Origin of the sequence: Burkholderia sp. AU6039 (assembly GCF_002223365.1) — a bacterium.
Classification (GTDB): domain Bacteria; phylum Pseudomonadota; class Gammaproteobacteria; order Burkholderiales; family Burkholderiaceae; genus Burkholderia.
Genome location: NZ_NKFK01000005.1, coordinates 1,993,995 through 2,006,703 on the forward strand (window position 1 = coordinate 1,993,995; position 12,709 = coordinate 2,006,703).

Annotated in this window: 10 protein-coding genes; 7 read left to right on the forward strand and 3 right to left on the reverse strand. The window is 65.2% G+C overall.

Annotated elements, in window-relative coordinates; translation table 11 throughout:
- Positions 1-921 (forward strand): bestrophin family protein, encoded by a 921-nt coding sequence (locus CFB39_RS26650; RefSeq protein ID WP_089475084.1) that lies wholly within the window; start codon positions 1-3, stop codon positions 919-921.
- A gap of 121 nt (positions 922-1,042) precedes the next feature.
- On the opposite strand, the gene CFB39_RS26655 is transcribed toward CFB39_RS26650, so the two are convergent.
- From CFB39_RS26655 to CFB39_RS26665, 3 genes are all read right to left on the reverse strand, one after another.
- On the reverse strand, positions 1,043-1,942 hold the full coding sequence (locus CFB39_RS26655) for a hypothetical protein (protein WP_089475085.1): 900 nt from the start codon (positions 1,940-1,942) through the stop codon (positions 1,043-1,045).
- A 125-nt stretch (positions 1,943-2,067) separates the two neighbouring features.
- The gene (locus CFB39_RS26660; RefSeq protein WP_089475086.1) at positions 2,068-3,243 is read right to left on the reverse strand and encodes a hypothetical protein; all 1,176 of its coding nucleotides are present in this window, start codon (positions 3,241-3,243) and stop codon (positions 2,068-2,070) included.
- Between the two features lie 846 nt (positions 3,244-4,089).
- Complete coding sequence (locus tag CFB39_RS26665; RefSeq protein WP_089475087.1) at positions 4,090-6,123, reverse strand: FUSC family protein; 2,034 nt, start codon at positions 6,121-6,123, stop codon at positions 4,090-4,092.
- 145 nt (positions 6,124-6,268) lie between these two features.
- On the opposite strand from CFB39_RS26665, the gene CFB39_RS26670 reads away from it, so the two are divergent.
- The 6 genes from CFB39_RS26670 to CFB39_RS26695 all read left to right on the forward strand — a co-directional run bounded on the left by CFB39_RS26670 (position 6,269) and on the right by CFB39_RS26695 (position 12,688).
- Positions 6,269-7,171 (forward strand): LysR family transcriptional regulator, encoded by a 903-nt coding sequence (locus tag CFB39_RS26670; protein ID WP_069251819.1) that lies wholly within the window; start codon positions 6,269-6,271, stop codon positions 7,169-7,171.
- A 421-nt stretch (positions 7,172-7,592) separates the two neighbouring features.
- Positions 7,593-9,152, forward strand: a complete 1,560-nt coding sequence (locus CFB39_RS26675) for a DHA2 family efflux MFS transporter permease subunit (protein WP_089432861.1) — start codon at positions 7,593-7,595, stop codon at positions 9,150-9,152.
- Between the two features lie 174 nt (positions 9,153-9,326).
- Positions 9,327-9,656 (forward strand): hypothetical protein, encoded by a 330-nt coding sequence (locus tag CFB39_RS26680; protein ID WP_089427241.1) that lies wholly within the window; start codon positions 9,327-9,329, stop codon positions 9,654-9,656.
- 257 nt (positions 9,657-9,913) lie between these two features.
- Positions 9,914-10,249, forward strand: coding sequence for a sugar ABC transporter ATPase (locus tag CFB39_RS26685; RefSeq protein WP_089427240.1), 336 nt, complete (start codon positions 9,914-9,916; stop codon positions 10,247-10,249).
- A 136-nt stretch (positions 10,250-10,385) separates the two neighbouring features.
- Positions 10,386-11,975, forward strand: a complete 1,590-nt coding sequence (locus CFB39_RS26690; RefSeq protein ID WP_089447887.1) for an ABC transporter substrate-binding protein — start codon at positions 10,386-10,388, stop codon at positions 11,973-11,975.
- Positions 11,976-12,145: 170 nt separating this feature from the next.
- On the forward strand, positions 12,146-12,688 hold the full coding sequence (locus CFB39_RS26695; protein WP_144030323.1) for a class I SAM-dependent methyltransferase: 543 nt from the start codon (positions 12,146-12,148) through the stop codon (positions 12,686-12,688).
- Positions 12,689-12,709: the final 21 nt, after the last annotated feature.

Below are 12,709 nucleotides of genomic sequence, written 5' to 3' on the forward strand. Positions count from 1 at the left end.
ATGATCGTTCGTCCGCGCGAGCACTGGCTGCGGATGCTGCTCGTCTGGAACGGCTCGGTGCTGCCGACCATCCTGCCGCAGCTCGTGCTGACGCTCGCGATCAGCCTCGTCGCGGTCTGGGGCGGCGGCCGCGTGCTCGGCGAGAAGGTGCCGCTGAACCCGACGCCGTTCACGCTGATCGGCCTCACGCTCGCGATCTTCGCGGGGTTCCGCAACAACGCGAGCTACGAACGCTACCGCGAGGGCCGGCAACTGTGGGGCGGCGTGCTGACCGCCACGCGCACGCTGGTGTCGCAGGCGCTCTGCTACGGTGCGATCGACCGTGACGACGCATCGCGGCGCGCGTTCGTGCGGACGGTCGTCGCGTTCGTCTATGCGCTCAAGCATCAACTGCGCGGCACCGATCCGGCCGCCGACCTGCGCGGGCTGCTCGACGGCGCCGCTTACGCGCGCGTTGCCGCTGCGCGCTTTCGCCCGGTCGTCATCGTGCACGCACTGCGCGAAGCGTTCGCCGCACGCGCCGATGCGGGCCATCTCTCCGACACGCGACTGTGGATGCTCGACGCGCGCCTCGACGATCTCGTCGCGATGGTGAGCGGCTGCGAACGGATTGCGTCGACGCCGATCCCGTTTTCATACGACGTGCTGCTGCACCGGACCATCTATGCATACTGCGTGCTGCTGCCGTTCGGTCTCGTCGATTCGATCGGCGCGGCGACGCCGTTCGTCAGCGTGTTCGTCGCCTATACGCTGATCGCGCTCGACGCGATCGCACATGCGATCGCCGAGCCGTTCGGCGACGGGCCGAACCATCTCGCACTCGACGCGATGACGCGGCAGATCGAGCGCACGCTGCTCGAGCTGAACCGCGAGCCGCTGCCGGCGGAAGTCACGCCGGGCAAGGCCTGGCAGCTCAGTTGATCCGGCCGACTCGGCCCGGTAGCGACGCGCTGCCCGGCGTTGACGTCCCCTGCATTTTCGGTACGAGTCCTGCCGTGGATTGAACCGCACCGTCGACGACCGCGCCATTGCGTCGCGCCCCTTACCCTCCGAGGAATTGCGCTGCACTTACCACGGACGCGGCGAGGACGATTGGCGCATTCCGATCGCTGGCGATTTGCACCTTCATCTGGTTCTCGCTGTTGAAGTGAATATATGTGGAAATCCCGGAGCCGCTCAAGTAGAACGGCCACATACCCTTCGCCTGACTGGCCTGGATCGATTGCTGGTCGGCTTTGCTAAACGACGCACTCGATGTGTACTCGGCATTCAGACCCGATACGACAAGCAAGCTTGCAACAAAGCGCTGCATGTTGCCCTGCGGGCCAAACGTCGATTGCCAATTGATCGCCGATCCCGGATTCCACGGGTCGCCGCTCTTCGTCGCGTGCGCAAGTGACAGCGCTGAAGAAACGTACCAGTTGGACGGCGTTGCCGACAACCGAAGCACGTGCTGGAATTCGAACTGACCGGACACGTCGCCGGCGGCGAATTGCGCACTCGGTCCCGAGATGGAATCGCTGCCGCCCCACAGGCCCCAGAATCCTGTATTGGGCTCGGCGTCGCTGCCGAACGGAAACGTGACGCTAGGGGCTGCCGCAAGCTGCTTCACCAGGCCGGCATAGTCGACATTCCAGGCGGGGGGCTGCCGCCCCCATACATCGAGGCGATGCTTTGCTGCCGCAATCGGATCGAGCAGAGCGGATCCAGGTATCAATGAGTCGATCAACGCGGAATATGCCGCAAAAAACGTGTCGCCACCGCTTGGCGCAAAGACCGGCAAGTCGGCCGGAATGGTGTTGAAGCAGGACCACAGTGACTCGTTATCCCCGGAGCGGAGCAATGCGGCCGGCTGTAGCACTTGCCCGCCCGACCGAGAAAACCCGAGCGCCGCAAACTCCGCGGTGACAAAGCGGTCTTGCAGTTCGACGAATGAAGCCATGGGATTGACCTTTCTTCGGTTGTGCAAGTCGGCGGGATCCAGGGGATCCCGCCCGAAATGAGCACGGCGCAGCGACCTCCTGCTGCAAATGGCCGGAGTGCCGGCTCAGGTATCACTGCCCGACGTCAGCTGTAGAACTTCTCGGTAAGGATCTTCGACGCCAGCGACTCATGGCCGAGATACTGGCTTGCGGAAAGAACGATGCAGCCGATGACAACGGGTACGTTCTTCTGAGAGGTGATCGTGACGGTCATGTTTCCCGCGGCATTGAACGCCGTCGACGTGTTGGAACCGCCCGAGCTACTGGAGCAATAGAATGGCCACAAACCGGCGGACGAGTTATTTCTGATCTGCTCCTGCTCGCTCTCGCTATAGGACGCGTTAGACGTAACCTTGATGTTCATCTCGTTGGCAATCACGAGAGTCGATGCGAACCGTTGCATGTTGCCCGACGCGCCGAATGTCGTTTCCCAATTGGGCTTGACACCGGGCTTCCACGGCGCGCTGCCCGGGTTGTTGAACGCGAGGCCGAACGCGCCCGAGCTGTACCACGTGCCCGGGGTCACGTTGAACGGCAGCACGTTGCGGAAGCTCGCGTCCACCGATACACCGCCGGAGGCGAACTTCTGGCTCAGCGTCGACGTATAGCTGCTGCCGCCCCATAGCCCGAAGAAACCGCTGTTCGAACCTTGAGTCCACGTGCTGGACACATCGGTTTGCCAGCTGTTGGTACTGACATTGAAGGAGCGATACGGCGCCTTCTTGAGCAAGGCAAGCATCTTCGAGTAGCCGGGCACGAAGTCAACCGACTCGTCACCGGCCGGGAGGTAGGGTTCGACGTTCAACTGCGCAGCGAAGATCGGATCAAGCTCCGCAGCCGCCAAGGCAGACGCGCCCGACACTGCAACGGCAGAACACGCTCCGTTATATAGCGCCCAATTGCGAAACTTCTTGGGGTTCGTCAGGCTCTTGTCCTGCTTCAGCGCAGCTTGATAGCTATCCCAACATGCCGGGCCGAGCGTCGATTGGAAGTTGTTCGGTGCTGACTGCAATGCAGACATCACTGCCTGGTAATTGGCAAGAAACTGATTGCCGCCCGAAATCTGCGTGTTCCCCGTCAGAGACGCGACGGGAAGATTGTTGAAATAGGCCCAGAGCAAGTCATCCGCACCCTCTCCATCCAGAAGCGGAGGCGACGGTTGAATCACCTGAAACGGGTCCTGGTTGGAGTACCCCAGACCCTGGGCGAGTGCGTTGTAGAAGCCAGCTTGAAGATCAACGAAGTTTTTCGGATCCGCCATGACATTCACCTTTGTGTTATTTTAATACACGATTTAAATGCCCCGATCATTTAGCAAGCAAACCTATCAATCCACTGCAACTTCCCGCATTACTGCGGCCACCACATTGCTACGCCATAGTCGCGCGCACCTCGTTTTTTTCGCGTTGACGCGGCGTTTTTGCACGACTTCGCCTCGCCGTTTCCCGGAATCTCCCATGCGCACGCTTAATAATCAAACCAGCCGCATGAATACAACATAGATAAAAAACATAAACTTTAAAGCTGTTATTTATATCAGCCCATCTCGAGTCATCAATCATCAATATTATTCAATAACCCAAAAATCAATATAAATGGGTTCGAATTAAATTAAAAATATCCCCTTGCCGTTCCATTACAGCAACAGAGTCGAGTGCTTGTCGCCCGGACAGTACGGGGTCGTTGCCTGCGTTGCGCCAGTTCCTCGATCGCTCTCATTAAACGGCCGCAATTGCTCCCCAATAAAAGCAGATCAATAGAAAAAGTTGGATTTGGCCATGAATTCCATTCCGAAAATGAAATCGCGCACGGGAGTGAGCAGAATCCTCGCCAAATATGTGAACGCACTGCAAGAGTGCTCGAATTTTTAGAAGACCGGTGGGAAGTAACCATTGGAACAGACGCTGATAAATTCAAGCGCTCAGGTCTGGATTTCGTCAGTCGCCCCGGAAAAAAGTGAGCAACGACACCACGGAACTGGATACCGCTGACGAATGATTACCCGGCGAGGCAAAGCGGAAAACTGAAGCCTCAGGGTGCGCCTGCCTCATCCAACGTCGATGGACAGGTGGTTTTCGAAGGAGAGACTGCACCACTCCTTCCGATTTCAGACGAACGCTACCGCGCGCAGGAAGCCATCATGCGCGGCCGCCGTCTCCGCGATCGTTCTCAGCAGCACCGCACCGCGCAGCAGCGCGCGGCCGTCGTCGCTGTCGACTTCGGTCACGCGCCGCAGCAGCACGCGGGCTGCCGCGTTGCTGGTTCGCGCGAGCCGCGCGAAATCCGCGCGCCCGACCCGCCCCCGCACGACCGCGACCGCCCGGCGCGCCGCCGGCTCGCGCGCGGCCAGTTCGGCCAGCGACAACAGGCTGTCGCCGATCGTCCAGGCCGCGAGCAGGTCGCGCAGGTCGCGCTCGATGAGCGTGGGTGACAGACGGCCCGCGAAACCGAGTTCGCGCCCGATGCGGTCGGCCGTGCGGCTCAGCCACGCACTCGCCCGCCACGCGCGTGGATTGCGTGCGATGCGAACCAGATCGTCGCGCGCCGCGCGATGCAGGCGCCGCCGGCTCGTGCCGGGATCGCCGGGAAACACGAGCGCGAACACCAGCGCCCCGAACGCGATGCCGAGCAGCGTGGCGAGCGCCGAATTGAGAAACGCGGCATCGCCGATGCGCGCCGTATTGTCCGGCGACGTGAAATTCCAGAAGAAGATCGAAAAGCCGCTGCCGATGCCGGCCGTGCGCGGATTGCGCATCGCGATGCCCGTGCCGATCATGAACACGCCGAGGATATACGCGAGCATCTCGAATCCCGACACCGCCGGCAGCAGCACGAAATTGCAGAGCGCGCCCGCGACCGCCGCGCAGGCCGCCCCTTTCAGGAAGCCGACGGTGGCGCCGACCGAGTTCGGGCGCGTCGAGAACAGCGCGCAGACTACGCCCGTGATCGCGACGAACCCGGCGCCCGACGGCCACGCGGTGACGATCCAGAGCGCCGAGGCGACCAGCACGGCGACGAACGCGCGAATGCCGTTGTGCCACGCGAGCACCGGATCGTCGTGGAACGCATAGCGCACGCGCGACGCCGGCGGATTCGGGCGGTCCAGCTGCGCCTTGCCCGCAAAGGCGGCGTCGAACCCGGCAAGCAGCGCTGCCAGCCGGTCGAGCGTGAGCAGGCGCGACGGATCGGAGCCGGCCGGCTCCGCGGCTTCGGCACGCACCGCGTCGTCCACGCGCGCACGCAATGCGGTCAGCGCAGGCCCCGCTTCGCCCGACGCCGCCACGCCATCGAGCACCTGTGCGGCATCGGCGACCAGCGGGTCCGGCGTGCCGCCGCTGCGCGCCGCGTGCTCGTGCAGCGCCTGCCCGGCGGCTTGCGCGGACAGCACGCCCAGCACCGCCGCGCGCAGATGGCCGATCGCGTTGCGCACCGGCGGATCGCCGGCGGCCGCATATTCGGCCGCCGTGTCGAGTTCGAGCGCGTCCGCGAACAGCCGGTGCACGGCCGCGCCGTTCGGCTCGCGGCGCAGCGCGCCCGCACCGACGGCCACCGCGCGGTCGAGATAGCGCGCGAGCCGCGTGCGGACGTCGGCCAGCGGCGAACCGGGCGCGAACACCGTCTCGAACGCCGCGCCGCAGAGAATGCCGACCACCACGTACAGGAAGCGCGCAGTCGCGATGTCGAATGCGTGCAGCGGCGCGGAGACGGCGTCCATCGCGATGATCGCCGCCGTATAGCCCGCGAGCACCGCCGCATACGCGCGGAAATTGCGCAGGAAGGTCGCGACGCCCGCGCACAGGCCGATCCACGCGGCGAGCACCGGCAGGAACAGTTCGGGCGTCTGCGCGAAGGCGCCGGTCAGCACGAGCGCGACGGCCGCGCCGATCGCCGTGCCGAGAATCCGGTACTGGCTCTTCGACAAGCCCATCCCGCGGCTGCCCTGCGCGACGATCCACACCGTCGACGCGGCCCATTTCGGGTCGTCGAGATTCATCCGGAAAGCGATATAGAGCGCGAGGAGCGACGCGGCCGTGTTGCGCAACGCGAAGCCGAGGGCGCCGGGCGGCAGCGTGGGCCGGGCGTCGCGCAGCGCGGTGCGCACGGCCGCGAGCGGCGGTAGAGGGGGCAAGGCGAATTTCATGCGGCGAGCATACGGGGGCACGCCGCCGCCACTAAGAGGCGCGGACAGGATGCGTTATTGCACCGGGCAGGATAATCGCCGCCGCACGAAGCAATTCGGCCGGCACAGGTAAGATGCGCGCAGGTCGAACACTGAAGCACCTCGTATGGACTTCGAAAGCATCCGGATATTCCTGCGCGTGGTCGAGCGCGGCAACTTCACCGCCGCCGCCACGCACCTCGACATGCCGCTCAGCCGCGTGAGCCGCAAGGTCAAGCAGCTCGAGGACGATCTCGGCGTCCAGCTGCTGTACCGCACGACGCGCCGTGTGTCCGTCACCGAAGCCGGACGCGACTACTACGAGCGCTGCCTGCGTGCCGAGGACATCCTGCTCGACGCCGACCGCCAGGCCCGTGCGCTGCGCACGGCGCCGGAGGGCATGCTGCGCGTGCTGGTGCCCTATTCGATCGGCCTGTTCGAGCTGGAGCCGGCTCTCGCCGAGTTTCGGCGGCGCTACCCGCTGGTCCAGCTCGTGCTGATTTACGACAACAACCCGCTCGATCTGGTCGAGCACGGCTTCGACGTCGCGCTGCGCGCAGGCGTGCTGACGGACTCCAGCTACATCGCGCGCTCGCTCGGCTGGTCGCAGGCGAAGCTCGCCGCGAGCCCCGCGTATCTCGACCGCGTCGGCCGGCCCGCCACGCCGCAGGATCTCGCGCAGCACGACCTGCTGCTCGTCGGCCGCGACGCGCCCGGCCTGACGCTGCGGCTCACCAATGCGGCCGGCGACGTGGCCGACGTGCCGGTGCGGCCGGTGCTGATCACCAACGAATCGGTGACGGTGCTGCGCCAGGCCGCGAGCGGCGGCGGCATCGCGCTGGTCTCGACGCACTACACGGCGCGCCGGCTCGAGCGGAACGAGCTCGAAATCGTGCTGCCCGACTGGCACCGGACCGACGACGTCGAGCTGCACGTGCTGTATCCGCGGCGCGCGACGCTCGACAGCAAGGTGCGCGCGTTCGTCGAATTCCTCGCGGAAGTGTTCGACGATTGGCGCACCGCCCCGTAACCGGCACGGTTCGCCCAGCGATTATTGCAGCAAGCGAAATCGATTAATGAGCCGGCACGTGTTGATGGCGGCTCGCCACATCGTTAGCCTGTCGCGATGCAAAACCATTCCACACGCGACGGCAGCCGCCTGACCGCTGCCCGCAGGCGCGTCACGCGCGTCCCGCCTTCCTGACCGGCAGCATTCCGCCTCCCGAAGCCCGCCACGGCTTCGTGCATTCGATCGAGCAGCACGTCGCACGCGTCGGCCCCTCTACCGGGCCGCGTCGCGCGCGCCGTGCTTCCTTCCGTCCAGCAGCCGCGCCGTCCGTGCGTCGCATTCGCGCGCGCGTGCGTGGCCACGTGTGGCCGCGCGTGCCCGCCGCAACGGGTCGCATCCGTTCCGCACCTGACGCCCCTTACGTCCCTTACGCAGGAAACCCATGTCCTCTCCGTCCACTACAGCCCCGCTATCGGGTGGCCGCCTCGCGATCGGCACGATCGCGGTATCGCTCGCGATGTTCATGAACGTGCTCGACTCGTCGATCGCGAACGTCGCCATTCCGACGATCTCGGGCGACCTCGGCGTGTCGGTCGACGAAGGCACGTGGGTGATCACGATCTTCGCGGCCGCGAACGCGGTGTCGATTCCGTTGACCGGCTGGCTCACGCAGCGCTTCGGCCAGGTGCGCCTGTTCGTCACGTCGATCCTGCTGTTCGTGTTCGCGTCGTGGTTGTGCGGGATCGCGCCGAACCTGCCCACGCTGCTCGCCGCACGGATCCTGCAGGGCGCGGTCGCCGGGCCGCTCGCGCCGCTGTCGCAGGCGCTGCTGCTCGGCGCGTGGCCGCGGCAGAAATCGTCGAGCGCGCTGGCGCTGTGGTCGATGACGGCGCTCGTCGGCCCGATCGCGGGGCCGTCGCTCGGCGGCTGGATCACGTACGACTACAACTGGTCGTGGATCTTCTACATCAACATCCCGGTCGGCTTCTTCGCGGCCGCCGTCACGTGGATCGTGTTCCGCGACCGCGAATCGGCCACGAAACGCATGCCGATCGATACGATCGGCCTGTTGCTGCTCGTGCTGTGGGTCGCGTCGCTGCAGATCATGCTCGACAAGGGCAAGGATCTCGACTGGTTCAACTCGCCCGTCGTGGTCGCGCTCGGCATCGTCGCGCTGATCGGCTTCGCGTTCTTCCTCGTGTGGGAGCTTCACGAGGCGAACCCGATCGTCGACCTGCGGCTGTTCACGCAGCGCAATTTCGCGGGCGGCACGATCGCGATCTCGGTCGCGTACGGGATGTTCTTCGGCACGCTGGTGCTGCTGCCGCAGTGGATGCAGGGCTATCTCGGCTACCGCGCGGTCGATTCCGGGCTCGCCACCGCGCCGCTCGGCGTGTTCGCGATCCTGCTCACGCCGGTCATGGGACGCCTGCTGCCGCGCACCGATCCGCGCTACATCGCGACGCTCGCGTTCGTCGGCTTCGCGGTCGTGTTCATGATGCGCACGACCTTCTACACCGACGTGTCGCGCTGGGATCTCGTGCTGCCGACGCTGCTGCAGGGCATCCCGATGGCGATGTTCTTCGTGCCGCTGACGTCGATCATCCTGTCCGGGCTGCCGCCGGAGAAGATCCCGGCCGCCGCCGGCCTGTCGAATTTCGGCCGCACGTTCTGCGGCGCGGTGGGCACGTCGCTGATCAGCAACGCATGGAACGACCGCACGATCCTGCATCACGTGCGGCTCACCGAACAGGCGAGCGTCACCAATCCGGTCTTCACGCAGCAGGTCGACACGACGCGCTCGCTGCTGCATCTCGGCCCCGATTCGGCACTCGCGTTCTTCAACGCGTCGGTCGATTCGCAGGCGGCCGTGATGGGGCTGAACGACATCTTCTACGTGTCGGCGATCATCTTCATCGCGATCATTCCGCTCATCTGGATCACGAAGCCGAAGCGCTCCGGCGGCGGCGATGCCGATGCGGCGGCGGCCGGCGCGCATTGACCCGAGTGCGCGACGGTCGGGCCCCGTCCTGCACGCGCCGGGGCTCGCGCCGTCACACGCCGACGTAATAAAGACTTGCAATCGATACACGAGGAAACGTCAACAGCCGGTGCCCGCTCCGCGTTTTTTGGACAAGCGCCCATGATCCGGAGCGCAACGACAGGAGAACACACCATGCGAGCCCTGACCCGCCATCTCGCGATTGCCGCGACCCTGATGTCGGTGCTGACCGGTACCGCGTTCGCCGATACGCCGTGGCAACAGGCGCATCCGCGCCGCGAAGCGGTCAACCAGCGCCTCGCCAACCAGAATCGCCGGATCCATCACGAAGTGAAGGAAGGCGAGATGTCGCACGCCGAGGCTGCGCGCCTGCACCGTGACGACCGCAAGATCCGCCGGGAAGAGCGGGACATGGCTGCGCAGGATCACAGCCACATCACGAAGAGCGAAAAGCACGTGCTGAACCAGCAGGAAAATGCGGTCAGCCACCAGATCGGCCAATAAGATCGACAACACCGGCAAGTGCCCATTCGCCATCACCTGAAACGCCCGCTGCCGCGATGCGGTAGCGGGTGCTTGTTGTGTATCGAATCGTTTCAACGCGCCAACGGCTTCAAACGCTGCGGGTATACTCCGTCGTCAGCCGCCTGTCGCATCGTCATCCGTCAAAAACGGCCCGATTCCGGGCGGTTTCGTCGCGAAGCTTCGCGTTTCGCCTCCCCCGCGCCCCAGCCTCGATACGAGACACACGACGACCCATCATGAAACGATTCCTGCTGCTCCTTCCCGCCGCCCTGCTCGCCGCCTGCGGTTCCGCGCCCTCGTCCGACCCGGGCTCCGCCTCCGGTGCAGCGCCGATGATCTACGTGTCGTCGCAACGTCCGGCCTACGCGGTCGCCAACTGCCTCGACAGCCGCCTGTCGGGCACCGAGCAATCGCAGCACAACGGCGTGACCGACATCGCGGTCGGGTCGAACTCGTACTTCGTCACGTTGACGCCGTCGGGCAACGGTTCGGTCATCAAGGTCGTGCGCGGCTCGGGCAACGAGCCGGCCGAGGAAGCGATGCGATTCGCGATCGCGCGCTGCGCGATCTGATTCGAACCCGCGGACGCCGGGCGCCCGCCCGGCTCGCGGCTGCGCGCCACCCCGCCGGCGCGCACGCCGAATATTTTCATCCGGGCAGCCGTCGATGAGAGAATCGCACCCACGATTCCCTTTCAACGGAGCCCGCATGAAGCACCTGCTGTCCCGCCTGTTCGTCAGCGCCGCGCTCGTCGCGCTTGTTCCGGCACTCCCGGCGCAGGCGGCCACGCCGCCTGGCATCTTCGTCGTCGCCACGCAGCTCGGCGAATTCACGACCCTCGACCCGAGCGGGATCTACGAGCTGGTGCCGTCCGAATACGTCGCGAACACCTACGAACGCCTGGTGCGCGTCGACCTGAAGGACCCGACACGCTTCGACGGGCAGATCGCGCAATCGTGGACGGTCGGCGCCGACGGCGTGACCTACACGTTCAAGCTGCGCCCCGGCCTCACGTTCCACTCCGGCAACCCGGTGACCGCCGACGACGTCGCCTGGTCGCTGCAGCGCACCATCCTGCTCGACAAGGGGCCGGCCGGCGTGCTCGCCGATCTCGGCCTCACGAAGGCGAACGTGATGCAGAAGGTGCGCGTGGTCGATCCGCAGACCGTCGTGCTCGAAACCGACCGCAAGTACGCGCCGAGCTTCGTGCTCAACGTGCTGAGCGCGTGCCCGGCATCGGTCTTCGACAAGAAGCTGCTGCTGTCGCATCAGCAAGGCAACGATTTCGGCAGCGCCTGGCTGCGGACCAACGACGCGGGCTCGGGCCCGTACCAGCTCGTCAAGTGGACGCCCAACGAGACCATCGTGCTGCAGCGTTTCGAGAAGTACCGCACACCGTACCCGATGAAGCGCGTCGTGCTGCGTCACGTGCCCGAAGCATCCGCGCAACGCCTGCTGCTGGAGAACGGCGACGCCGACGCCGCGCGCAACCTGAGCCCCGACAGCCTCGCCGCGCTGACGAAGGCCGGCAAGATCAAGGTCACGTCGTGGCCGGTGTCCGCGCTGCTGTACCTGAGCCTGAACACGAAGAACCCGAACCTCGCGAAACCCGAGGTGCAGCAGGCGATGAAATGGCTCGTCGACTACGACGGCATCCAGCGCAACATCGTCAGCACGACCTACAAGGTGCACGAAACCTTCCTGCCCGAAGGCTTCCTCGGTGCGTCGAACGCGCGGCCGTACAAGCAGGACGTCGCGAAGGCGAAGGCGCTGCTCGCCAAGGCCGGCTTGCCGAACGGTTTCGACGTGACGATGGACATGCCGAACGACTATCCGTACCTCGAGATCGCGCAGGCGCTGCAGGCGAACTTCGCGCAGGGCGGCATCCGCGTGAAGCTGATTCCGGGCGATGCGAAGCAGGCGATCGGCAAGTATCGCGCGCGCCAGCACGACATCTTCGTCGGCGAGTGGTCGCCCGACTACATGGACCCGAACAGCAATGCGCGCGGCTTCGCGTGGAATCCGGACAACTCCGACCAGTCGCCGACCAAGATGCTCGCGTGGCGCAACAGCTGGGACATTCCGCAACTGACGAAGGACACCGAGGCCGCGCTCGTCGAGCCGTCGCCCGCGAAGCGCGCGCAGCGTTACGAAGCGCTGCAGAAGGCCGTACTCGCGAACTCGCCGTTCATCATCATGTTCGAGAAGGTCGTGCAGGTCGCGACGCGCCCCGGCGTGACCGGGCCGGAAATCGGGCCGATCAACGACCTCGTGTCATACCGCACGCTCGCGAAGTAATCGGGGCTGCCCGCGCGGCCGGCCCTGCCGGCGCGCGGGTAATCGCCGCCACCGCCGCGCCGGCGCTAGGGCGTGGGGCGGCCGGCGATCTACAATGGCCGGCACCGCGGGGGCCAGCCGATCCCGGCGATGGCACCCACCACCGAATCCGGTTCGCGAAGGAAAACAGGATGCGCACGCTACAACAACTGAGAATGGCGTTTCTGCAGTACCAGATCGAACCGATCGGCTGGCTCGGCGACAGCCCTTCCCGCTTCGACTTCTATACGGAAACGGCGATCGGGTGCGACACCATCCTCGAGCTCGGCGTGTTCACCGGGCTGACCACGACGGCCTTCATGCTCGCGCAACCCAAGCGCCTCGTGTCGGTCGACATCTCCGACGAGCACTTCCGGATCCGGCACGAACTGGAGCAGGCCGCGAAAGACCTGTCGGTCGACTTCGAATTCAGGATCGCCGACGATCTGGCGATGGAGCCGCTGGCATCCGACCTGCTGTTCATCGACACCACGCACACGTACGAGCAGACGCTCGCCGAACTGAACCGCTTCGGCCCGCTGGCGCGCAAGAAGATCGTGCTGCACGACATGACCACGGCCGGCGTATATCAAGCCGTGTTCCAGTGGCTGTGGGACAACAAGCAGTTTCATATTACGTATCACGACAGCCGCGGCTGCGGCGCGGTCGTCTGCGAGCGCCACGTCGGCTACTGAGCCAGGCACGCACACCGGGGA